We start from the raw sequence: 23884 nt of genomic DNA, 5'->3' as shown, positions 1-23884 counted from the left end.
TGGCACCGTCCGCGTTCAGCTCGACGAACACCCGCCGCAACTGCTCGAACTGCACGAACTGGAACTGCACGAACTCGACGAACTGCAGCTCGACGACGAGCAACTGCTGTCGGACGAATCGTACGACGTGCCGCCGCCCGCTTTCGCCGCGGCAACCGGCGGCACCGGCGAGGCGGCCAGCACCGTGCCCGAATACGCCGACCACGCGGTACCGGCCAGCGCGCCTGCGCCGAACAGCGCGGCGGTCCACAACAGCGGGTCCGGATCGTCGCGTTCTGCGTCGCGTGTCCCGCGTGCTTCCTGCGCGTTGCGCGCATGCGACGCCTCACGCGCGGCCCGCGGATCGTGCGCAGTCCGGCGCTCGAGCAACGCGGCGCGCCCGGCCGCCGTGGGGCCGCCCCGCCCGAAGCCGGTCAGTCGCCGCGCGACGATCCGGTACGCGATCGCGTACACCGCCATGCAGATGCCGAGCAGCAGCACGGGCCGCCCGCGGCTCAACCCGACCGCGAGCTTCGCGGCGCCGGTGCCGAGCACGAGCAGCACGATCGCGCGCGCGGCCAGGCGCGACGCACGCAACTCGCCGGGCGCCCAGAACCAGCCCTGCGCCCGCATCCCGTCGACCACCTCCTGCGCATACCCGGCAAGCCGCTCGCGAAACACGCCGTAGCGCACGGTGCCGGACGGTTGCTCCTTGAGCCACACGCAGTGATCGTCGTACCGGCCCGCGCGTTCGAGATCCGCGATCTTCACGTAACCGCCGTGCCGGGGAAGGGTCCACAGAACGACCGCGCCCGCATGCGCGAGCCACATCGTCACGACTTGCGCGACCCGCGCTTCGCCGCCGGTGAGATAGGCGACTTCGTCGGCGCTCAACCCGGACGAAGCCTTGCGCGTACGCCGCCCCCAGCGACGGACGCGAAATTCGAGAGCCTGGAGCGCGACGATCAGCAGCAACGCAACGACACAGGCCGGCACGTAGAACGCGAGAAACTGCGGCCCCGTGTAATTCAGCACGTTGAAGTCCTGCGCCGATGCGCAGGTAGCGGCGACGCTCGCGGCCGCCGCCGACCACGCGAGTTTCGGCAGACGGTTGCGCCATGTGCGGCGCGGCGGCGCGGAGGCCGTGCCGTCAGGCTGCTGCGCGTCCGCCTTCGCATCGGCCGGCCGGTCGACGGGACGCGGCCAGATCGATGCCGGCGGCTCGCAGCCGAACAGCCGGCGATAGCTGTCGAGCGTGTCGCGATAGCGCTGCGCGTACACGGCGGCCTCGTCCTGCGCGCCGGTGCCGGGCAGGTGGTGCAGCGGCGCGCGCAACACGCCGGCGCAGAACACGTCCCAGTATTCGAGCGTGTATTGCAGATGGAAATGCCACGCGGCATCGACCGCGACCGACGGCGTGACCGGATGCCCGGCCGCCTGTGCGAGGAACGCGAAGCGCTTGTATTCGTCGATCACGGCCAGCGCGTGGTCGTGCGACCAGCCTTCGGCTTCGGCGAGGCGCCGGCTGTACGGCAGCGGCGCGTGAGGATCATCGGGGGAATACGCGTGCAGACGCGCAAGCAGCGCCTGCTGTGCCTCGGTCGGCGCGCACGCGGCGACTGCGGTCGAGGTAGACGGGATGGCAGCCATCGGGAGTCGGCGCGATGCGCGGACGGCCGCCGCGATCGACGCTTGGAGTTGTCGTTGTGGGCGATTCTCGCACAACGGAAAGGCGGCGCAATAGCGGGGGAAATGACGACGCGATGGCGAGACGGCCGTGCGGTGACGCTACGCTCGAGCGACTTCGAAACAACGGATCGGGAAGTTCGACGCCTGGAATCAGGCTATTTGGCGCGCCCGGCTGGGATCGAACCAGCAACCCCTGCCTTCGGAGGGCAGTACTCTATCCATTGAGCTACGGGCGCGTGAGACAGTGAAGCGACCCCATATACAGGCCGCCCACGATTGGCAAGACGGCAAGGATACCCGGTTTCCCATGACGCGTCCACCTCGCCCGCCGAATCGCCGTCGGGCGAGCCTGCGTGCGGGTAAACACGCGCCATCGCACCGCTCGCCGTGATGTAAACGTTCCGTCTATAATCGTCCGTGCTTCATTGGACTGCCATTTTGCCGTTGCACCGCGCTCACAATTCCTATTCACGGAGACGAGGCAAGCATGAGCGAAGCACCCCACGAATCTCCCGTCAAAACCCCCGGGCAGCTGATTGCCGTCATCATCGCGTCGTTCGCGATTCCGATCGTCCTGATCGTCCTGTTCGCCAATTACGCCAACCATGCGTTCCGTTCCGGCGCCGGCACGGACGCGCTGTCCGACGAGCAGGTCGCCGCACGTATCGCCCCGATCGCGAAGGTCGACGTGAAGGACGCCAACGCGCCCCGTACGTACAAGACGGGCGAGGAAGTCTACAAGGCCGTCTGCGTGACCTGCCACGGCACCGGCGCCGCCGGCGCGCCGAAGTTCGGCAACAAGGACGACTGGGCGCCGCGCATCTCGCAAGGCTTCGACACGCTGCTGAAGACGGCCCTCGCGGGCAAGGGCGCGATGCCGGCGCGCGGCGGCACGAGCCCCGACGACGTCAGCGACTATGAGATTGCGCGCGCGATCGTCTACATGGCGAACAACGACGGCGCGAACTTCCCCGAGCCGGCCGCACCGGCCGCCAACGCGGCGCAGCCCGCCAGCGGCGCACCCGCGTCGGGCGCCGACGCGTCGAACGCGCAAGCCGCCGCCGCCATGGCTGCGATCGCCGCGATCCCGAAGGCCGGCGAAAAACCCGCGGCCGCCCCGGCCGCCGCCGATGCGGCAACGGCCGGCAAGGCGCTGTACACGTCGACCTGCCAGGCCTGCCACGCGGCCGGCGTGCTCGGCGCGCCGAAGTTCGGCAGCAAGGAAGACTGGGCGCCGCGCCTGAAGGATTCGATGGACACGGTCTACAACTACGCGCTGCACGGCAAGGGCGCGATGCCGCCGAAGGGCGGATCGAACGCGTCGGATGCCGACGTGAAGGCGGCCGTCGATTACATGGTCAACGCGGCGAAGTAACGCTCCCGCCCGGCCATCCGTAAAAAACCCCCGCGACGCACGCGCATCGCGGGGGTTTCGTTTTGTGTTGCCGGTTCGTCGCGCCATCGTACGCGCGGCGCCGCGTCACTTCTGCAGCAACGCCTTCAGGCTCGCGAGCCGGTCCTTCGGCGACATCGGCGCCTCTTCCGGCGTCGGCGGCGGCGCTTCGTCGAGTCCCATCTCGGGAATGAACCGCGACGGTTCGCACACGACCGTCTCGCGCGCCCGCTTGCGCTTCTTGCACCAGTTCAGGTGCAGGCTGCGCTGCGCGCGGGTGATCGCGACGTACATCAGCCGGCGCTCCTCCTCGATCCGTTCGTTGTCGATCGGGCCGTCGTCCTCGCTGCCGCCGCGGTGCGGCATGATGCCTTCCTCGACGCCGACCAGGAACACGTGCGGATATTCGAGCCCCTTCGACGCATGGACGGTCGACAGCCGCACGGCGTCCGGATCCTCGTCCTTGCCTTCGAGCATCGACATCAGCGCGACGGTCTGAATCAGGCCGAGCAGGTTCTTGCCCGTATCGGCGAGCCCGTCCGCGTTGTGGAAACCGTCGGCCTCGCCGTCGACGGCGTCCGTCTCGGGCTTCGTACCCTTGCGCTTCAGCCATTCGAGGAATTCGAGCACGTTCTGCCACTTCGACTGCGCCTGCCGCTCGTCGAACGCGTCGTACAGGTACGCCTCGTAGTGGATCGCCTCCATCATGTCGTCGAGCACGACGGTCGCGGGCTCCTTGTCCGCGCGCTCGGTCAGGCGCTGGATGAAGTCGCAGAACATCCGCAGCGGCTCGACCTGGCGCGCCGACAGCCGCGCCTCGATCCCGCCCATGTACACGGCCTCGAACAGCGACACCTTCGCCTGCCCCGCGAACGACCCGAGCGCCTCGAGCGTCGTGTTGCCGATCCCGCGGCGCGGCGTCGTGACCGCGCGGATGAACGCGGGATCGTCATCGGCGTTCGCGATCAGCCGCAGGTACGCGCACAGGTCCTTGATCTCGGCCTTGTCGAAGAACGACTGGCCGCCCGACAGCACGTACGGAATCCGCTCGCGCCGCAGCACCTGCTCGAAAATCCGCGCCTGGAAGTTGCCGCGGTACAGGATCGCGTAGTCGCGGAACTGTGCACGCCGCTCGAACTTGTGCGCGGACAGCCGAAACACGACCGATTCGGCCTCGTGTTCCTCGTCGTTGCATGCCGTGACGGTGATCGAATCGCCCATCCCGTGCTCGGACCACAGCTTCTTCTCGAACAGCTTCGGGTTGTTCGCGATCACGTTGTTCGCGGCGGTCAGGATCCGCACCGTCGACCGGTAGTTCTGCTCCAGCTTGATCACGTGCAGCTTCGGGAAATCCTTGCCGAGCTGCGCGAGGTTCTCCAGCGTCGCGCCGCGCCAGCCGTAGATCGCCTGGTCGTCGTCGCCGACCGCCGTGAACGCGGCGCGCGGGCCCGCGAGCTGCTTGAGCAGCTCGTACTGGCACGCATTGGTGTCCTGGTACTCGTCGATCAGCAGGTAGCGCAGCTTGTTCTGCCAGCGGTCGCGCACCTGCTCGTTCTTCGCGAACAGCTCGGCCGGCAGGCGGATCAGGTCGTCGAAATCGACCGCCTGGTACGCGTGCAGCGTCGCCACGTAGTTGCGGTAGACCAGCGCGGCCTGGTGCTCGTCCTCGTTGGCCGCGATCGCCATCGCCTCGTCGGGCATGATCAGGCCGTTCTTCCACAGCGAGATGATGCTCTGGATCTTGCGGATCAGGCCCTTGTCGGTCGTGCCGAGCTGCTCCTGGATCATCCCGAAGCAGTCGTCCGAATCCATGATCGAGAATTGCGGCTTCAGGCCGACGTGCTCGGCCTCCTGGCGCAGGATCTGCACGCCGAGCGAGTGGAACGTGCAGACGGTGAGTTGATTGACGGGCACCTTGCGGCCTTCCTTGCCGGGCGTGGTGAGCGTCTTGCCTTCCAGCAGCTTGGACACACGCTCGCGCATTTCGGCGGCGGCCTTGTTCGTGAACGTGACGGCGGCGATATGGCGCGGCTCGAAGCCTTTCGCTTCGATCAGGTGCGCGATCTTCTGCGTGATCACGCGGGTCTTGCCGCTGCCCGCGCCGGCGAGCACGAGGCAGGGACCGTCGAGGTAGCGCACCGCTTCATTCTGAGCGGGATTGAGGCCTGCGGACATGATGGCGGATGGTGTTGCTGGTTGACGGCGGAACGCCGGGAGGATGCCGTGCGCGGCAAGCTGGCGAAGCAGGCGCACACGCAGGCAGGACGCGCATGTTAACACGTCGGCGGCGTGTATTTCGGGCGCGCCGCAGGGCAGGGGCGCGCAGGCTTGCCGGGCGGGCGCCCCCTGTCCGTTCGCCGGGGGCGCGCCTGTCCGTTCGGCCAATCCGGCCCCGTCCGCGCTGCGATCGGACACAATACGCACTCCCCCGGCGCCACCCGCCGGCCCGCTTCAAATTCTCCTGAGCCATCACCGGATCGATCTCATGGAATACCTGCTCGCCGCCGCCGCCGTCGGCCCCCTGCCGTCCGTGCGGGGGCGTTACATGCGCCGGCGCCGCGTCGCGCCGCGGCAGCCCGAGGCGAGCGGCCCGCGCGACGGCGTGGCCGGCGACGGCCAGCTCCCAGGCAGGCTGGCCGCCACGGCTCGCCGCGCGTCAGTTGGTCACGCCGTACGGCGCCCATCCCGCGCAAAATGCCGGCATGCCTCGCGCAAACGCCGCATCGCTTCGCGCGTTTCGCCCGACGCGTCTGTGCAAGCGGCGGCGCCATGCCAAAATAGCCGGTCGTCTCCGTGCCGCTTCGGCGCGCCATCCTTTAATTTCCTTCGCAGCCAGGAATTGCCATGTCGTCATTGCTCAGGATTGGTTTGATGGGTTTCGGTTTCGCCGGCGCGACGTTCCACGCGCCCGTGATCGCCACGAGCGGCCGCACTGAAGTCGCCGCGATCGCGACGGGTCAGTCCGATCGCGCGCACGCCGCCTATCCGGGGGCGCGCATCGTCCCCGACCTCGACGCGCTGCTCGGCCTCGACGACATCGAATGCGTGGTGATCGCCACGCCGAACGACACGCACTTCACGCTCGCGCGCCAAGTGCTCGAAGCCGGCCGCCACGTGGTCGTCGACAAGCCGGTCACGCTCACCGCCGACGAGGCGCTCGCGCTCGCGCGGCTCGCGAACGCACGCAGCCGGTTGTTCGCGCCGTTCCACAACCGCCGCTGGGACGGCGATTTCCTCACCGTGCGCCGGATCGTCGACTCGGGCGAGCTCGGCCGCGTCACCTGCTTCGCGTCGCACTTCGACCGCTTCCGGCCGACGCCGCGCACGCGCTGGCGCGAGGAGCCGGCCCGCGGCGGCGGCCTGCTGCTCGACCTCGGCCCGCACCTGATCGATCAGGCGCTCGTGCTGTTCGGCACGCCGGACACCGTGAGCGCCACCGTCAAGACGCGCCGCGACAACGGCACGGCGCCCGATTTCGTGCACCTGCTGCTCGGCTATCCGGACAAGGACGTCGCGCTGCATGCGAGCGCGCTATCGGCGATCGAGCCCGCGCGCTTCACGCTGCACGGCACGCGCGGCAGCTACCAGAAGTTCGGGCTCGACACGCAGGAAGACCAGCTCAAGGCCGGCCTCACCGCCGACGACGTCGAATTCGGCGGCGGCAATCCGCCCGGCCTGCTGCGCGTGCTCGACGGCGACGTCGAGGTCGAACGTCCGGTGCCGACGCTCGACGGCCAGTACGCGGAGTTCTACCGCGCGCTCGCCGCATCGATCCGCGACGGCGCGCCGTTCCCCGTCACCGCGCAGGACGCGGTCGACGTGATGACGATCATCGAGCTCGCCGCGCAGAGCGAGCACGACGGCCGCCGGCTGCCGTTCGTGCGTCGTATCGTCTAATCGTTGCCGGCCGGGGCGGCGCCGCCGCGGCCGGCATCCCACGCCTCGCGCCACGCGCCACGCGCACCGTAGCGTTTGCCGCCCGCGGCCCCGTCGGCCCCGTCGGCTCGGTCGGCTCGGCGGCTCGGCGGCTCGGTCAGCTCGGTCAGCTCGGTCAGCTCGGTCAGCTCGGTCAGCTCGGTCAGCTCGGTCGGCTAGGTCGGCTAGGTCGGCTCGGTGACTCCGTGGCTCCGTGGCTCCGTGGCTCGGCGGCACGGCGGCACGGCGGCACGGCGGCATGGCGCCTCAACATTTCGTTACAAATGGTGCGGGAACGAAAGTCAGCGGTCGCCCGGTCTGACGCGTTTCTCGAAAATCGAACCGACACCCATCCGTCAGGAGAATTTGATGCAACGGTTGATTCGCGCAGCAGCATGCTGCGTCCTGGTTTCCTCGCTCGCGGCCTGCATCGTGCAGCCGCAGCGGCCGGCCCGGCAGGCGCCCCCGCCCCGACCGAATCCGCAGGTCGTCGCGAACGACCGCATGCAGGAGGTCCAGGGCCGGATCGACAACCTGCACCGCCGGATCGACGCGCGCGTGAACGGCGGCTACTACCCGCCGCCGTATGGCGCGCAGTTGCACCACCGCCTCGACGTGATCCGCCAGGAAGCGAGCGACATGGCGGCCCAGCACAACGGCGGCCTGTCCGGCGACGAGCAGCGGGTGCTGAATCAGGAACTCGACACGGCCGCACGCGCGATCGGCGAGTAACGCGCCGGCGCCTGGCGGAGCGGATGACGCGGCGGCGCCCAGGGCCGCCGCTTGTCGCGAAGCGACATTCTTTTGCCCAAATTGACAATGCCCACCCGCTCGCGTACAGTCGCCCGCACGCGTCGGGAGAGCGTGCGACCGGGTGTTCCGACACCGGTTGCGCCGCCGAAGGGGCACACCCGCAAACTCTCAGGCAAAAGGACCGACCGCGTCGGGAAACCGCGTGCGCGCACTGCGCGCGCAATACGTTCCCCGCACTCTGGAGAGCGGCAGTAGCCCGCAGCGCATTGGCTGCGCGGGCAAGCTGCCCACCGAAGGGGCGCGCGCTCGCTGGGCTTGGCCCGCAGCGCAATCTCTCAGGTATCGAGGACAGAGGGGCATGTACCGGATTGCTCGAGGCCATCGGCCGCGGCGGTCGGCACATGGCCGTTCTGATCCGCGCGCAAGCGCCTTGCCTGAGGCCTCGATGACTGCACTGAATCACACCCCGCTCAACGCCGCGCACCGCGCGCTCAATGCCCGCATGGTCGACTTCGGCGGCTGGGACATGCCCGTCAACTACGGCTCGCAGATCGAAGAGCACGCGGCCGTCCGCACCGACGCCGGCATGTTCGACGTGTCGCACATGTGCGTCGTCGATTTCACCGGCAGCCGCGTGCGCGCGTTCTTCGAGCATGCGATCGCGAACCACGTCGGCAAGCTCAAGACGCCCGGCAAGGCGCTCTACTCGTGCCTGCTCAACCCGCAGGGCGGCGTCATCGACGATCTGATCGTCTATTACTTCACCGAAGAATTCTTCCGCGTGGTCGTCAACGCCGGCACCGCCGAGAAAGACATCGCGTGGTTCAACCAGTTGAACGAGCAAGGCGGTTACGGCCTGACGATCGCGCCGCGCCGCGATTTCGCGATCGTCGCCGTCCAGGGTCCGAACGCCCGCGAAAAGGTCTGGGCGACGGTGCCGTCCGCACGTGCGGCCACCGGCGAGCTCAAGCCGTTCAACGCCGCGCAGGTCGCCGGCACGCCGTTCGGCGATCTCACCGTCGCGCGCACCGGCTACACCGGCGAAGACGGCTTCGAAGTGATCGTCCCGGCCGTGCACGTCGTAGCGCTGTGGAATGCGCTGCAGCAAAACGGCGTGCGCCCGTGCGGGCTCGGCGCGCGCGACACGCTGCGCCTCGAGGCCGGCATGAACCTGTACGGCCAGGACATGGACGATACCGTCTCCCCGCTCGACGCGGGCCTCGCCTGGACGGTCGACCTCAGCGCGCCGCGCGACTTCGTCGGCCGCGCCGCACTGGAAGCCAACGGCACGCGCGCCGCGTTCGTCGGCCTGATCCTGCAGAAGGAAAACGGCAAGGCGGGCGGCGTGCTGCGCGCGCACCAGAAGGTCGTCACGCCGCACGGCGAAGGCGAGATCACGAGCGGCACGTTCTCGCCGTCGATGCAGGAATCGATCGCGTTCGCGCGCGTGCCGACGGCCGTCCAGATCGGCGACACCGTCCAGGTGCAAATTCGAGACAAGAATCTTCCCGCGCGCGTGGTAAAACTGCCGTTCGTGCGCAACGGCAAGGTCCTCGCTGCGTAACGACCGAGAAGCGGCCGGGGCCGCCTCCCGGCAAGCCGGGAGATGGCGCCCGGCGCAACCCCATCCGGCGCACCATGGCGGCGCGCCAGCAGAACGAACACACCTTTTTATCCAGGAGCATCCGATGAGCAACGTCCCGGCCGATCTGAAGTACACCGACGAACACGAGTGGATCCGCACCGAAGCCGACGGCACGCTGACGGTCGGCATCACCGATCACGCGCAGAGCACGCTCGGCGACATCGTCTTCCTCGAGCTGCCCGAAGTCGGCAAGTCGGTGACGGCGGGCGACGCCGTCGGCGTCGTCGAATCGGTGAAGGCGGCATCCGACATCTACTCGCCGGTGTCCGGCGAAATCGTCGAAGTCAATGGCGCGATCGTCGACGCGCCGGATCAGGTCAACAGCGACGCGTACGCAAGCTGGCTCTTCAAGATCAAGCTCGCGGACGGCGCATCGACCGACAAGCTGATCGACGCCGACGCCTACAGCAAGCTGATCGACTAATTTCCCTACCCGAACCGCGCGGCGCCGGCCTCGGCCCGCGCGGGACCAGAGTCACGCCATGAAGCTCGAACACCCGGACCGCCTGATGAACCGCACGCCCCTCTCGCTCGCCGCGCTCGAAACGCACGACGCGTTCGCCGAACGCCACATCGGCCCCGACGCCGCCAGCCAGCAGGCCATGCTCGACACGCTCGGCTTCGCGTCGCGCGCCGCCCTGATCGACGCCGTGATCCCCGCGTCGATCCGCCGCGCCGAAACGCTGCCGCTCGGGCCTTTCGCGCAGCCGAAGAGCGAGGCCGAAGCCCTCGCCGCGCTGCGTGCGCTCGCGGACAAGAACCAGGTGTTCCGCTCGTATATCGGCCAGGGCTACCACGACACGCACACGCCGGCCGTGATCCTGCGCAACGTGCTCGAAAACCCGGCGTGGTACACGGCCTACACGCCGTACCAGCCCGAAATTTCCCAGGGCCGCCTCGAGGCGCTCCTGAACTTCCAGCAGATGGTGGCCGACCTCACGGGTCTCGCGATCTCGAATGCCTCGCTGCTGGATGAAGCCACCGCCGCGGCCGAAGCGATGACGCTGCTGCAGCGCACCGGCAAGCCGAAGTCGAACGTGTTCTACGTCGCCGACGACGTGCTGCCGCAAACCCTTGAAGTGATCCGCACGCGCGCGCTGCCGATCGGCATCGAGGTCAAGACGGGCCCGGCCGCCGACGCCGCGCAGGCAAACGCGTTCGGCGTGCTGCTCCAGTACCCGGGCGTGAACGGCGACGTGCGCGACTACCGCTCGCTCACCGAAGCGATCCACGCGGCCGGCGGCCACGTGGTCGTCGCGGCCGACCTGCTCGCGCTCACCGTGCTGACGCCGCCCGGCGAATGGGGTGCGGACGTCGCGGTCGGCAACACGCAGCGCTTCGGCGTGCCGATGGGCTTCGGCGGCCCGCACGCCGCGTATCTCGCGGTGCGCGACGAATTCAAGCGCCAGATGCCGGGCCGCCTCGTCGGCGTGACCGTCGACGCGCAGGGCAAGCCCGCGCTGCGCCTCGCGCTGCAGACGCGCGAACAGCACATCCGCCGCGAGAAGGCCACGTCGAACGTGTGTACCGCGCAGGCGCTGCTCGCGATCATGGCGAGCATGTACGCGGTCTACCACGGCCCGCACGGCCTGAAGACGATCGCGCTGCGCGTGAACCGCATCGCGGCGCTGCTGGCCGCCGGCGTGAAACAGCTCGGCTTCGCGACCGTCAACGACACGTTCTTCGACACGCTGACGATCGATACCGGCGCGCGCACCGCGCAGGTCCACGAACTCGCGAAGGCCAAGCGCATCAACCTGCGCCGCGTAAGCGACACGCAAGTCGGCGTGTCGGTCGACGAAACGACGACCCGCGACGACCTCGCCGATCTCCTCGACGTGTTCGCGCAGGCCGCAGGCGGCACGGCACCGGCCGTCGATGCGCTGGACGCAGGTCTCGACGGCGTCGCCGCGCTGCCGGCCGGCCTCGAGCGCACGAGCGCGTACCTGACGCACCACGTGTTCAACCGCCATCATTCCGAAACCGAAATGCTGCGCTACCTGCGCAGCCTGTCGGACAAGGATCTCGCGCTCGACCGCTCGATGATCCCGCTCGGCTCGTGCACGATGAAGCTGAACGCGACGTCGGAAATGCTGCCCGTCACGTGGCCCGAGTTCGGCCGCATCCACCCGTTCGCGCCGGCCGAGCAGACCGTCGGCTACCGCGAGATGATCGACCAGCTCGAACAGATGCTCGTCGCGGCCACCGGCTACGCAGCCGTGTCGCTGCAACCGAATGCGGGCTCGCAGGGCGAGTACGCGGGCCTGCTGATCATCCACGCGTACCACGCATCGCGCGGCGAAGGCCATCGCGACGTGTGCCTGATCCCGGCGTCCGCGCACGGCACGAACCCGGCGTCCGCGCACATGGCCGGCATGAAGGTCGTGGTCGTCGCGTGCGACGCGCAGGGCAACGTCGACATCGCCGACCTGAAGGCGAAGGCCGAGCAGCACTCGAAGAACCTCGCGGCGATCATGATCACGTATCCGTCGACGCACGGCGTGTTCGAGCAGAACGTCCGCGAGATCTGCGAGATCGTCCACGCGCACGGCGGCCAGGTGTACGTCGACGGCGCGAACATGAACGCGATGGTCGGCCTGACCGCGCCGGGCCAGTTCGGCGGCGACGTGTCGCACCTGAACCTGCACAAGACCTTCTGCATCCCGCACGGCGGCGGCGGCCCGGGCGTCGGCCCGGTCGCGGTCGGCGCGCACCTCGCGAAGTTCCTGCCGAACCAGCGCTCGACCGGCTACGCACGCGCGGAAGACGGCATCGGCGCGGTGTCGGCCGCGCCGTACGGCTCGGCGTCGATCCTGCCGATCTCGTGGATGTACATCGCGATGATGGGCGCGAAGAACCTGACCGCCGCGACCGAAACCGCGATCCTCAACGCGAACTACATCGCGAAGCGCCTCGCGCCGCACTACCCGGTGCTGTATTCGGGCCCGGGCGGGCTGGTCGCGCACGAGTGCATTCTCGACCTGCGGCCGATCAAGGAAACGAGCGGCATCAGCGTCGACGACGTCGCGAAGCGCCTGATGGACTACGGCTTCCACGCGCCGACGATGAGCTTCCCGGTGCCGGGCACGCTGATGGTCGAGCCGACCGAATCGGAATCGCAGGAAGAACTCGACCGCTTCATCGCCGCGATGATCGCGATCCGCGAGGAAATCCGCGCGGTCGAGGAAGGCCGCGCCGATCGCGAGGACAACCCGCTGCGTCACGCGCCGCACACGGCCGCCGTCGTCACCGCGAACGAATGGCCGCATGCGTACTCGCGCGAGCAGGCCGCGTACCCGGTCGCATCGCTCGGCACGAACAAGTACTGGCCGCCGGTCGGCCGCGCGGACAACGCGTACGGCGACCGCAACCTGTTCTGCTCGTGCGTGCCGGTGTCGGACTACGCATAACGCGCGTCACGCCCGGAGCCGACCGACGGTGACCGCACCGCACGCAACCCCGGTTGCGTGCGGTTTTTGCGTTCGTCGGGCCGACCGGTTCACGTTCATCCGCCAATCCGGCTAACATCACACGCGATCCAGCCAATGAAGGAGTTCCGCATGGTGCGTCCGATGTTTCCGGGCCATGGTGCAACAGAGCGGCGGCCGCGCACGCGCGCAGGCCGTTCCGTGCCGATGCTCGTCGCGTCGCTGTCGCTGGCCGCCGCCGGCCTCGGCATGTCCGGCCGTGCGCACGCGGCGATGAATTTCTGCGCGGCGCCGGCGCTGCAGGCGAGCGAGACGACGCAGGCCGAGCCAGGCGTGCAGGCGCTGATCCGCAGCGTCGACGCACGCATCGGCGAGCAGCCGAAGGCGATGGCGCGCGTGCACACCGAAGGCACGCTGCCGCACGAAGGCATCTACGACCAGAGCGCCGCCGCGCTCAAGGACATGGACCTGATGCGCGATGCGGCGCTCGCGTGGCGCGTGACGAACGCGCCGCGCTACCTGCAACTCGTCGACCGCTTCCTGTCCGCGTGGGTCTCGACCTATCAGCCGAGCTTCAACCCGATCGACGAGACGCGCTTCGAGAGCCTGATCGTCGCGTACGACATGACCGCGAGCGCGCTGCCGGTGAAGACGCGCAACGCGGCGGCCGCGTTCATCGCCAAGCTCGGCGCCGGCTATGTCGCGCAGGTCGACGCGCAGAAGCGCCCGCTCACCGGCACCTGGCGCAACAACTGGCAGAGCCACCGGATCAAGCTGATCGCGCTGTCCGCGTTCACGCTCGGCGACCGCAAGATGATGAACGCCGCGCAGCGGCTGTTCGTCGAACATCTCGCCGACAACATCGGCCCGGACGGCAAGACCTGGGATTTCGAGGAACGCGATGCGCTGCATTACGCGGTCTACGATTTGCAGCCGCTGGTGACGGCCGCGCTCGCCGCGCGCCGCTTCAACCGCAACTGGCTGCGCGAGCGCGGCGCGAACGGCGCGACGCTCGCGGCCGCGCTCGACTGGCTCGTGCCGTATGCGCTCGGCGAGAAAACGCACGAGGAATTCGTGAATTCGCCGGTGCCGTTCGACGCGAAGCGCCGCGAGGCCGGCCTGCCGGGTTACACGGGGCAGTGGGACCCGAAAAACGCCACCGAACTCTTTCATCTGGCCGCGCGGCTCGACGGGCGCTATGCCCGCGTCGCGCAGCAGCTTTCCCCAACGCCGCCCGCATGGCTCGCCGCGTGCCTGCCATTGCAGGCGCGCTAGCTTCATTCTTATCGCAAGGCAGGTATCGAAATGGCAGTCAGCGTGTTTGACCTCTTCAAGATCGGCATCGGTCCGTCCAGTTCGCACACGGTCGGACCGATGCGCGCGGCGCTGATGTTCGTCCAGGGCCTCGAGCGCGACGAGCTGCTCGACGCGACGGCCCACGTGAAGGTCGAGTTGTACGGCTCGCTCGGCGCCACCGGCAAGGGCCACGGCACCGACCGCGGCGTGATGCTCGGCCTGCTCGGCGACGCGCCCGACACCGTGGATCCCGACACGATCGACGCGCGGCTGGAAGACGTCCGCAAAACGAAGCGGCTCGCGCTGCTCGGCACGCATCCGGTGCCGTTCGTGCTGAAGGACAACATCGCGTTCTACCGCCAGGCGCTGCCCGAACATCCGAACGGGATGAAGCTGCGCGCGAGCGACGCGAATGGCGCGGTGCTGGTCGAGCGCACTTACCTGTCGGTCGGCGGCGGCTTCGTCGTGACGGCCGGCGCGCCGAACACCAAGGTACTGAGCGCGGCCGAGCAGATGACGCACCCGTTTCGCACCGGCGCGGAGCTGCTCGCGCTGACCGCATCGACCGGCAAGTCGATCGCGCAACTGATGTGGGAAAACGAGCGCGCATGGCACACCGAGGAAGAAACGCGCGACGGGCTGCTGAAGATCTGGGCCGTGATGCAGTCGTGCGTGTCGCGCGGCTGCGGGATCGGCCATCCCGATGCCGACGGCAACCTGCCCGGCCCGTTCCAGGTCAAGCGCCGCGCGCCGCAGCTGTACCGCACGCTGACCGGCAGCCCGGAGCGCGCGCTGCAGGACCCGCTGTCGATGATCGACTGGATCAACCTGTACGCGATCGCGGTCAACGAGGAGAACGCGGCCGGCGGCCGCGTCGTCACCGCGCCGACCAACGGCGCGGCCGGCATCATCCCGGCCGTGCTGCATTACTACACGCGTTTCACGCCCGGCGCGAACGAACAGGGCGTGATCGACTTCCTGCTGACGGCCGCCGCGATCGGCATCCTCTACAAGCTCAACGCGTCGATCTCGGGCGCGGAAGTCGGGTGCCAGGGTGAAGTGGGTGTCGCGTGCTCGATGGCGGCCGGCGCGCTCGCGGCCGTGCTCGGCGGCACGCCGCAGCAGGTCGAGAACGCGGCCGAGATCGGGATGGAACACAACCTCGGCCTGACCTGCGACCCGGTGGGCGGGATGGTGCAGATCCCGTGCATCGAGCGCAACGCGATGGCGTCGGTGAAGGCCGTCAACGCGGCGCGCATGGCGCTGCGCGGCGACGGCTCGCATTACGTGTCGCTCGACTCGGTGATCAAGACGATGCGCGAGACGGGCGCCGACATGAAGACGAAGTACAAGGAAACGTCGCGCGGCGGGCTCGCGGTGAATATCGTCGAATGCTGATGCCGGCCCCGGCGGCGGCGCGGGATGGACCGATATCCCGCATTGCCGCCGGCACGGCGCCCGGCGCTAGTCGTTCAGCCAGTTCTCCAGTCGCAGCCCCGGATAGCTGACGAAATCCCGCTCGTTGTTGGTCACGAGGACGACATCGAGCGACACCGCATGCGCGGCGATCAGTTTGTCGAGGTGATCCTTCTTCCGCTCGCGGGTGGCGTCGCGGATCGGGCCATACGCTTGCGCGGCCGCGGCGTCGAACGGCGCGACGGGAATATCCTCGATCAATGCGGCGAGATGGCGGCGCTCCCGGGCCGGACTCGCACATGCGGTCACGCCGTACTCGAGCTCCGCATAGGTGATCGCCGACATGACGACGTCGCCCGTGTAGCACTGCGCGAATCGTTTCGCGACCTGCTCCGGCTGATGCTTCATCAGATAGATGCACATGTTGGTGTCGAGCATGAAGCGCGGCATCACAATCCCTCGCGTTCGGCCTGCTCCTGATCGCCGCGCCCTTCGGCCATGAAGTCCGGCCCGAATTTCGCGAATTTCTGCAGTACCTGCGTCAGCGGCCGCCGCATCGGCCGAATCCGGATTTCGTCCCCGACGCGCTCGATTTCCAGTTCGATGTCGCTGCGTTCATAAGCGAGGTCCGCTGGAATTCGCACGGCCTGCGAGTTGCCGTTCCTGAATACCCTCGTGGTATGCATGTCGATCTCCGCTCGGATGTACATTGTATGTACATTATCCGATGCGGGCGAAGATGTAAATCCATGTGTGTACATAAGCCTCCCGATGGCATTCCGCTCGATACGTCAGCGTCAACGCCCCCGCTGAACGCCGACATGCCGATTCGGCGTCGGGCTCAACATCCATGGCACTCACTTTCCGCCGTCGCACGAACGCGCACAAGCTGGCCGGAAGGCCAATCGAAGCCGGCGCGCACGGGCCGCCCCGCCCAGCGTTCCGACACTTTTCAATGGCCGGCGTACCGGCGCTCGGTCAACCGGCGTAAGCTGTACGTCCCGCTACCCAAGGGAGACGGCTGCCCATGTCGCATTCCAAGGATCTCGAGCCGCGCGCCACCACCGGTGCGCGACTGCTCGTCGATGCGTTGCTCGCCAATCACGTCGAACGCGTGTTCTGCGTGCCGGGCGAGAGTTTCCTCGCCGTGCTCGATGCGCTGGCGGACGACACCGCCCGCATCCAGACGGTCGTCTGCCGCCACGAGGCGGCCGCCGCGAACATGGCCGAAGCGGTCGGCAAGCTGACCGGCCGCCCCGGCATCGCGTTCGTCACGCGCGGGCCGGGCGCGACGCATGCGTCGATCGGCGTGCACACCGCGTTCCAGGATTCGACGCCGATGATCCTGTTCGTCGGTCAATGCGCACGCGAGCACCTCGACCGCGAAGCCTTCCAGGAAATCGACTACCGCCGGATGTTCGGCCAGATGGCGAAATGGGTCGCGCAGATCGACGATCCGCGCCGCATCCCCGAATACCTGAGCCACGCGTTCCACGTCGCGACGTCCGGCCGGCCCGGCCCGGTCGTGCTCGCGTTGCCGGAGGACGTGCTGTCCGACGCGTGCGCACCGCAGCCCGTCGTGCCGGCCGCGAAACGCATCGCGGCGGCGCCGTCGGCCGCGCAGATCGACGAGCTGCGCGAACGGCTCGCGCGCGCGGAACGGCCGTTCGCGATCGTCGGCGGCAGCGGCTGGACGCCCGACGCCTGCGCGAACCTGCGCACCTTCGTCGAACGCTGGCAATTGCCGGTCGCGTGCGCGTTCCGCTACCAGGACACGATCGACAACGCACACCCGAACTACGCGGGCGACGTCGGGCTCGGGATCAACCCCGCGCTCGCGAAACGCATCCGCGATGCCGACTTGCTGCTCGTGATCGGGCCGCGCCTCGGCGAAGCGACGACCGGCGGCTACACGCTGCTCGACATCCCGAAGACGCGCCAGACGCTGATCCACGTGCATCAGGGCGCGGACGAACTGGGCCGCGTGTACGCCGCCGACCTGCCGATCGTGTCCGGCATGCCCGAGATCGCCGCGCCGCTGGCCGCGCTCGAGCCGCCCGAGCGGCCCGCGTGGGCCGGCGCGGCCGCCGACGCGCACCGCGCGTACCGCGAATGGCATGCGCCGCTGCCGATGCCCGGCGACGTGCAACTCGGCGACGTGATGGTGCAGTTGCGCGAGCGCCTGCCGCACGACGCGATCCTGACCAACGGCGCGGGCAACTATGCGATCTGGCTGCATCGCCACTTCGCGTACCGGCACTTCCGTTCGCAGCTCGCGCCGACGAGCGGCGCGATGGGCTACGGACTGCCGGCCGCGCTAGCCGCGAAGTCGCTGTATCCGCAGCGCGCCGTCGTCGCGCTCGCCGGCGACGGCTGCTTCATGATGGCCGGCAACGAGCTCGCGACCGCGATGCAATACGGGCTGAACATCGTGGCGATCGTCGTCAACAACGGCCATTTCGGCACGATCCGCATGCATCAGGAGCGCAACTACCCGGGGCGCGTGCACGGCACGGGACTCACGAACCCGGATTTCGCCGCGTATGCACGTGCGTTCGGCGCGCATGGCGAGACGGTCGAGCGCACCGCCGATTTCGCGCCCGCACTCGAGCGCGCGCTGACCTGCGGGTTGCCCGCGGTGATCGAGATCCGCATCCCGCAGGACGCCAGCACGCCCGCCGCGACGCTCGAGCAGATCCGCGAGCAGGGCCGCCGCGCGCGTAGCGCATGACGATGGACATGCGCACCGCGCCGCCCGTCGCCGCGCTGTCGCCCGACGACGCGCTGACCTGCCCCGGCACGCTGCTCGCGCCCGACGGCATGCTCGTCGCGCCGTACGACCTCGAGCATGGCGACACGCGCGCCGAAGGCCACGTGCCGGCCGCGCCGGCGCTCGGCCTGCTGCACGCCGCTCACCGGCCGTTCCGCGTCGATTACGGCGACGCGCGGCACGTGCACGTGATCAACGGGATGGGCGTCACGCTCGGCGATTCGGTAATCGGGCTGACGGCCCTCGCCGCGCTGCGCGCGGCCCATGCGGGCCTGCGCTTCACGCTGTACCGGCCGGCGCGCGCGCCGCGCTATGTCGATGCGCTGTACGCGCTCGCGGCCGACGTCGTCGCGCCGTCACGCACGCTGCCGTGCGCGGCCGACGCGCTGCCCGCCGACGCGCATTGCATCGACGTCGGCAATCACCTGTACTGGCCCGCATTCGCGCGGCTGCCCATGATCGATTTCTTCCTCGACGCGCTCGGCGTCGATCCGGCCGCGGTGCCCGCCGCCGCGAAGCGCAACCGCTGGCTCGCGCGGCTGCCGCTGCCCGCGCTGCCGGCCGCGTGGCAGCGGCCGTACGTGCTGTTCTGCCCGAATGCGAGCACCGCGGTGCGCAGCGTGCCGCCCGCGCTGTGCATCGGGTTCGTGGAGCGGCTCGCGCAGCGTTACGGGCTGCCGGTGGTCGGCTTCGGCCCGCTCGCGCATCCCGCCTACGTGGACGTGAGCCGCGACGCGACCGACACCGCGCGCTTCATCGCCTGGATCAAGGGCGCGAGCCTGCTGTTCGCGCCGGACACGGCGGCCGTGCATCTCGCCGACGGTTTCGACGTGCCGACGCTCGCGTGCTTCACGACGATCGGGCCGGCATGGCGCGTGCGCGACTATCCGCACTGCGTGCCGGTCACGCTCGACGTGCCGGCCGAATTGCACGGGCTGCACCGCAGCGAGCGGCCGGACGATCTGGCGGCGGTCGAAGCCGCTTACCGCGCAGTCGACTGGGACGCGCTGGCGTGGCCCGCGCCGCGCGGCGCGGCGGCGACGGCCATCTGAGCGAAGCCGGCGCGGCGGCGAGCGGAACACGATCGAATCGGCAGCGCGCGCCCGGCGCCAGCGCCCGCTGCGCCCGCCGCCCCGGCCGCCCGGCACCCCGTGCCGAGCGTCTCACGCGCGATCGCGCAGCGTCTCCGACGGCCGCTTGCCGAACAGGCGCCGGTAATCGGTCGCGAACTGGCTGAGATGCCAGAAGCCCCATGCCTCCGCGACGTCCTGCACCGAGCCGGCCGCGCGCCCGCACAGGTCGCGCCGCGCGCCGTTCAGCCGCAGCGTGCGCAGGTAGGTCGCGGGCGCCATCCCGAGTACGTCCTGGAAGCAGTACTGCAGCGTGCGCCGGCTCACGTGCAACTGCTCGCACAGCTCGGGCACGCCGACCGGGCGCGTGCGGTGCGCGAGCACGTAGTCGCGCGCCTGGTCGACGAGCCAGCGGCGCGTCGACGGCGCACTGCCGCTGCCGTCGTCGGCCGGCTGCGCGCACGCGTCGAACAGCGCGGCCAGCACTTCGGCCTGCAGGTCGTCGCGCTGCGCATCGGGCAGCGGGCCGGCCATCGCCACCGCACCGTCGAGCCGGCGGCCGAGCAGCGCGCACAGGCGCGCGAGCCGCGCGTCGCCGACCTGCATCACGCGCTGCGTGAACAGCCGCTCGTCGAGCGCGCGACGCTCCACTTCCTCCGCATAGCGACGCAGCACGTCGCCGCGCACGACGACGCCGTAGATCGAGAACTGCGCGGGCGTCACGAGTTCGAATTCGACGTTGCCGGGCCGGAATGCGAGTGCGCCGGGGCCGATGCGGCACGCATCGACGCGCGCCGAGCCGTCGCACACGAGCGGGATGCCGAACCAGTACGCGTCGCCGCGCACTTCGCACGCCTGGCGCAGCAGGTGGCTGGTCGATTCGCGAAACAGCTTCATCGTGTCGAGCGGCAGCTCGGTCAGCGTGCCGACGAAACGGCCGGCCGCGAGCTGGTCGTAGGTCTGCCGCCAGCCGATCAGGTTGCGCGCCTGCTCGTCCGCATCGTGCGCGACGCTGACGACGGCCTGCCCGGCGAACGCGTCGTCGCCCTGCGCGCTGCGCCGCGTGTCTTCGGCGGTCGGTTCTTCCGTACACGCCACGTGTTGATCCATCGTGTCCTCCCTCACCTGCGCGGAACCCTGCGTATCACGCAAGTCCCGTGCCGAACCGCACGGCCCGGCGCGCCCCCGCCATTCCACGCTGTCCGGCCAATGCGCGCCATGCGGGCGCACCCGAAGGCGGCACGTCGCGCACGCCGCCGGTGCGATCCGCGCGGCGACCGCGCATGCGTGCCGCCGCCCGAGCCGGATGCCGGCGCCCGGACGCCGGCTACCGGGCCGGCTTCAGCCGCACGACCCGTGTGCCGCAATTACCGTATGCCTGCGCGATCGCCAGTTCGACGATCGCGCTGCCCGCCGCCCACGGCGCCGCGTCCGCTTCCGGCAAATCGGCGCGCAGCGTGGCGCGGCCGTTGATCCGGTAGCGCAGGCCGCGCACGAAATCGACGAACAGCAACCCGACCCCGCTGCCGTCGCAGGCGGCCGCGTCGATCCAGCCGCCGTCGCCGTCATGCGCGGCGGGCAACGCGAACCGCAGCGTCTTCGTATCGATCACGCGCACCACCGGCAGCAGATCGCCGTGCTCGCTGCGCCGGCTCTGCACGATGTCGCAGGTCATCGACGCACCCGCGCCGGACGCCGTGCCGACGAACATGAACGGTTGCGATTCGACGAACTGCCGTACGCCGATGCTCAGCCGCGTGGTCACGGCGTCGCTCATTCGCTCGGCTTCGTCGGCGACGCCGAAGCGGTGTTGCGCGTCGAGTTCGCCCGGATGGAATACCGGGTGACGCGGAAAGGATCGGGGCGGTTCTGCCATGCCGGGAGTCGTCACATGCATCGGTGCACCGTGCCGTCGCGCATGCGCGACGGCCGGCAGCGTGGCCGGCGCCGGCCGCCGGAAACGCGACCGGCGCCGGCCGTCGAACAGGGAAATCGAACCGGGCGACGTGCGGGGCCGACCGGCCCCGGCACGCCGCCGCGACAGCGGCGATCAGAAGAACCCGAGCGCCTCGGCCTGGTAGCTGACCAGCAGGCACTTCGTCTGCTGATAGTTCGACAGCGCCATCTTGTGCGTCTCGCGGCCGATGCCCGACTGCTTGTAGCCGCCGAACGCCGCATGCGCGGGGTACAGGTGGTAGCAGTTGGTCCACACGCGGCCGGCCTCGACCTCGCGGCCCATCCGGTACGCACGCGTGCCGTTGCGCGTCCATACGCCGGCGCCGAGCCCGTAGAACGTGTCGTTCGCGAGTTCGATCGCTTCCTGCTCGTCCTTGAACGTCATCACCGACGCGACTGGCCCGAAGATCTCTTCCTGGAACACGCGCATCTTGTTGTTGCCGAGCAGCATCGTCGGCTTCACGTAATAGCCGGTGCCGAGTTCGGCGGCCGGCGCCGTGCGCTCGCCGCCGGTCAGGCATTGCGCGCCCTCGCCGCGGCCGATGTCGATGTACGACAGGATCTTGTCGAGCTGCTGCTGCGACGCCTGCGCGCCGATCATCGTCTGCAGGTCGAGCGGGTGGCCGGACTTGATGCGCTCGACGCGTGCGACGGCCTTCTCGATGAAGCGTTCGTAGATCGATTCCTGGATCAGGATCCGCGACGGGCACGTGCACACTTCGCCCTGGTTCAGCGCGAACATCGCGAGCCCTTCGAGCGCCTTGTCGAGGAACGCGTCGTCCTGGTCGAGCACGTCGGCGAAGAAGATGTTCGGACTCTTGCCGCCCAGTTCGACCGTCGACGGAATCAGGCTGTCGGCCGCCGCGCGCAGGATGTGCTTGCCGACCGGCGTCGAGCCGGTGAACGCGATCTTCGCGATCCGCTTGCTGGTCGCGAGCGCTTCGCCCGCTTCCTTGCCGAAGCCGTTCACGATGTTGATCGCGCCGGCCGGGAACAGGTCGCCGATCAGTTCCATCAGCACGAGCACCGACGCGGGCGTCTGCTCGGCCGGCTTCATCACGACGCAGCAGCCGGCCGCGAGCGCCGGCGCGAGCTTCCACGCGGCCATCAGCAGCGGGAAGTTCCACGGGATGATCTGGCCGACCACGCCGAGCGGCTCGTGGAAGTGGTACGCGACGGTGTTGTCGTCGATTTCGGAGATGCCGCCTTCCTGCGCGCGAATGCAGCCCGCGAAATAGCGGAAGTGGTCGATCGCGAGCGGCAGGTCGGCCGCCATCGTCTCGCGCAGCGGCTTGCCGTTGTCGATCGTCTCGGCCACGGCCAGCAGCTTCAGGTTCTTTTCCATCCGGTCGGCGGCGGCGAGCAACAGGTTCGCGCGCTCGGCGACCGACGTCTTGCCCCACTTGCGGCGCGCCGCATGCGCGGCGTCGAGCGCCAGCTCGATGTCGTCGGCGCCGGAGCGCGGCACGCGGCAGAACGGCTGGCCGTTGATCGGCGACACGTTCTCGAAATACTCGCCCTTCACGGGCGCCACCCACTTGCCGCCGATGTAGTTGTCGTATTGCTGGCGGTACGGGTATTCGACGTCGAGGCCCAGTTGCTTCAGGTCAAACGGGTTCATACATGTCTCCTGTTCATCGTGCTTGTGTGAGTACAGCGCCGGTTGGAATGCGCTGGTCCCGTTTACGCAACATGCGTGCCAAACGGAACGGGCGCACGTCGATCGCGGCCGGCGCGCGTTCGCTCCGTGCGGTGTTCACGCACGCAACACGGCAGGTGTACCGATTCTGAACACCGCGGTTGCGCAGCGAGGTGGCCGGTGTTCGGAATTTCCACAGTGGGCGGCGGTGCGTTGCCGCGAATGCGCGCCGCGCCGCGTGGCATGTCGCTTGCGTGCGAATCGCGGATCCTCACGCACGGCGCACACGCCGACCGACACCATGACCGATCGCGGCCCCCTGACCGACGATGCCATCACCTTCATCCGCGAGCAGGCTTTCCTGATCGTCGCGACCGCCGACGCGGCCGGCAACGCCGACTGTTCTTACCGCGGCCGCCAGCCGCGCGCCGACGGCTCGTTCGCGCCGCTCGTCGATATCCCGGACCGCCGCACGCTGGTGCTGCCCGACTTCGCAGGCAACAACCTGCTCAACACGATCGGCAACCTGCTCGTGAATCCGGCCATCGCGCTGCTGTTCGTCGATTTCGTGCGTCGGACGACCTGGCTCGTGCAGGGCCGCGCGACGCTCGACGAGGATGCACAACGGCACGCGCGCCTGTGGCCGGATGCGTTGCGCTATCTGGTGATCGATGTGGCGTGCGCGCAGGCGCGCGCGGATGTAGCCCTGCCGCCGCTCGTGCTGGCGTGACCCGCAGCGGGTGACGCGCTGACCGACGGACCATGCGGGCGGCTGCGCCTACTGGATTGTCGAGGTGCCGAAGCGCCGATGACCCGAGGCATCGAAGCGCCGACGTGCCGACGTGCCGACGTGCCGATGCGCCGATGCGCCGATGGCCCGAAGCACCGATGCACGATGCACCGAAGTGCCGAAGCGCCGAAGCGCCAAAGCGCCG

18 protein-coding genes, 1 tRNA gene and 2 riboswitches are annotated in these 23884 nt (G+C 69.2%); of the genes, 11 read left to right on the top strand and 8 right to left on the bottom strand.

Translation table 11 applies throughout. From position 1 onward, the window contains the following. Window positions 1-15: 15 nt before the first annotated feature. Together WS54_RS13880 and WS54_RS13875 are read right to left on the bottom strand one after the other, a co-directional pair. Window positions 16-1629 (bottom strand): TIGR04222 domain-containing membrane protein, encoded by a 1614-nt coding sequence (locus WS54_RS13880; protein ID WP_059780396.1) that lies wholly within the window; start codon window positions 1627-1629, stop codon window positions 16-18. Window positions 1630-1828: 199 nt separating this feature from the next. Further along, window positions 1829-1904 (bottom strand) — tRNA-Arg (locus tag WS54_RS13875). 251 nt (window positions 1905-2155) lie between these two features. On the opposite strand from WS54_RS13875, the gene WS54_RS13870 reads away from it, so the two are divergent. Further along, complete coding sequence (locus WS54_RS13870) at window positions 2156-3043, top strand: c-type cytochrome (RefSeq protein WP_059780397.1); 888 nt, start codon at window positions 2156-2158, stop codon at window positions 3041-3043. A gap of 105 nt (window positions 3044-3148) precedes the next feature. Here WS54_RS13870 and WS54_RS13865 read toward each other — a convergent pair whose 3' ends face one another. Further along, window positions 3149-5236 carry a UvrD-helicase domain-containing protein gene (locus tag WS54_RS13865; protein WP_034209606.1) on the bottom strand — a complete coding sequence of 696 codons (2088 nt, stop codon included), beginning with the start codon at window positions 5234-5236 and terminating at the stop codon, window positions 3149-3151. A 669-nt stretch (window positions 5237-5905) separates the two neighbouring features. Between WS54_RS13865 and WS54_RS13860 the strand changes: the two genes are divergently transcribed. The 7 genes from WS54_RS13860 to WS54_RS13830 all read left to right on the top strand — a co-directional run bounded on the left by WS54_RS13860 (window position 5906) and on the right by WS54_RS13830 (window position 15496). Continuing rightward, entirely contained in the window at window positions 5906-6958 is a 1053-nt protein-coding gene (locus WS54_RS13860; protein WP_034209607.1) for an oxidoreductase, read from the top strand. A gap of 387 nt (window positions 6959-7345) precedes the next feature. Continuing rightward, window positions 7346-7708 carry a hypothetical protein gene (locus tag WS54_RS13855; RefSeq protein WP_034209609.1) on the top strand — a complete coding sequence of 121 codons (363 nt, stop codon included), beginning with the start codon at window positions 7346-7348 and terminating at the stop codon, window positions 7706-7708. Between the two features lie 113 nt (window positions 7709-7821). Further along, a riboswitch (glycine riboswitch) is annotated at window positions 7822-7923 on the top strand. Window positions 7924-7957: 34 nt separating this feature from the next. Next, a riboswitch (glycine riboswitch) is annotated at window positions 7958-8091 on the top strand. Window positions 8092-8174: 83 nt separating this feature from the next. Next, window positions 8175-9293 (top strand): glycine cleavage system aminomethyltransferase GcvT, encoded by a 1119-nt coding sequence (gene gcvT, locus WS54_RS13850; protein WP_034209610.1) that lies wholly within the window; start codon window positions 8175-8177, stop codon window positions 9291-9293. Window positions 9294-9417: 124 nt separating this feature from the next. Beyond that, window positions 9418-9798: a glycine cleavage system protein GcvH gene (gene gcvH / locus WS54_RS13845; RefSeq protein WP_059780398.1), complete on the top strand. Its 381-nt coding sequence runs from the start codon at window positions 9418-9420 to the stop codon at window positions 9796-9798. Window positions 9799-9856: 58 nt separating this feature from the next. Further along, window positions 9857-12784, top strand: a complete 2928-nt coding sequence (gcvP, locus tag WS54_RS13840; RefSeq protein WP_059780399.1) for an aminomethyl-transferring glycine dehydrogenase — start codon at window positions 9857-9859, stop codon at window positions 12782-12784. 150 nt (window positions 12785-12934) lie between these two features. Further along, the gene (locus WS54_RS13835; protein WP_034209613.1) at window positions 12935-14077 is read left to right on the top strand and encodes an alginate lyase family protein; all 1143 of its coding nucleotides are present in this window, start codon (window positions 12935-12937) and stop codon (window positions 14075-14077) included. Between the two features lie 30 nt (window positions 14078-14107). Continuing rightward, a complete protein-coding gene (locus WS54_RS13830) occupies window positions 14108-15496 on the top strand; it encodes an L-serine ammonia-lyase (RefSeq protein WP_059780400.1) in 1389 nt (462 codons plus the stop codon). Between the two features lie 66 nt (window positions 15497-15562). Here WS54_RS13830 and WS54_RS13825 read toward each other — a convergent pair whose 3' ends face one another. Together WS54_RS13825 and vapB are read right to left on the bottom strand one after the other, a co-directional pair. After that, a complete protein-coding gene (locus WS54_RS13825; protein ID WP_034209615.1) occupies window positions 15563-15964 on the bottom strand; it encodes a type II toxin-antitoxin system VapC family toxin in 402 nt (133 codons plus the stop codon). Continuing rightward, window positions 15964-16200, bottom strand: coding sequence for a type II toxin-antitoxin system VapB family antitoxin (vapB, locus tag WS54_RS13820; RefSeq protein WP_034209858.1), 237 nt, complete (start codon window positions 16198-16200; stop codon window positions 15964-15966). Before vapB ends, WS54_RS13825 begins: the two co-directional genes overlap by 1 nt. A gap of 341 nt (window positions 16201-16541) precedes the next feature. On the opposite strand from vapB, the gene WS54_RS13815 reads away from it, so the two are divergent. Both WS54_RS13815 and WS54_RS13810 read left to right on the top strand, forming a co-directional pair. Next, window positions 16542-18245, top strand: coding sequence for a thiamine pyrophosphate-binding protein (locus WS54_RS13815; protein WP_034209616.1), 1704 nt, complete (start codon window positions 16542-16544; stop codon window positions 18243-18245). Then, on the top strand, window positions 18242-19336 hold the full coding sequence (locus tag WS54_RS13810) for a hypothetical protein (protein ID WP_059780401.1): 1095 nt from the start codon (window positions 18242-18244) through the stop codon (window positions 19334-19336). Before WS54_RS13815 ends, WS54_RS13810 begins: the two co-directional genes overlap by 4 nt. Window positions 19337-19447: 111 nt before the next feature. On the opposite strand, the gene WS54_RS13805 is transcribed toward WS54_RS13810, so the two are convergent. From WS54_RS13805 to exaC, 3 genes are all read right to left on the bottom strand, one after another. Beyond that, window positions 19448-20464 (bottom strand): helix-turn-helix domain-containing protein, encoded by a 1017-nt coding sequence (locus WS54_RS13805; protein ID WP_027783194.1) that lies wholly within the window; start codon window positions 20462-20464, stop codon window positions 19448-19450. Window positions 20465-20681: 217 nt separating this feature from the next. Beyond that, window positions 20682-21230, bottom strand: coding sequence for a hypothetical protein (locus tag WS54_RS13800; protein WP_059780402.1), 549 nt, complete (start codon window positions 21228-21230; stop codon window positions 20682-20684). Between the two features lie 174 nt (window positions 21231-21404). Next, entirely contained in the window at window positions 21405-22931 is a 1527-nt protein-coding gene (exaC, locus tag WS54_RS13795) for an acetaldehyde dehydrogenase ExaC (protein WP_034209620.1), read from the bottom strand. Between the two features lie 319 nt (window positions 22932-23250). On the opposite strand from exaC, the gene WS54_RS13790 reads away from it, so the two are divergent. Continuing rightward, the gene (locus tag WS54_RS13790) at window positions 23251-23679 is read left to right on the top strand and encodes a pyridoxamine 5'-phosphate oxidase family protein (protein ID WP_059780403.1); all 429 of its coding nucleotides are present in this window, start codon (window positions 23251-23253) and stop codon (window positions 23677-23679) included. Window positions 23680-23884 lie beyond the last annotated feature (205 nt).

The organism is Burkholderia sp. NRF60-BP8 (genome assembly GCF_001522585.2).
GTDB lineage: Bacteria > Pseudomonadota > Gammaproteobacteria > Burkholderiales > Burkholderiaceae > Burkholderia.
The sequence above is the reverse complement of the archived record's forward strand: the minus strand, read 5'-3'. Positions and strand labels throughout refer to the sequence as shown.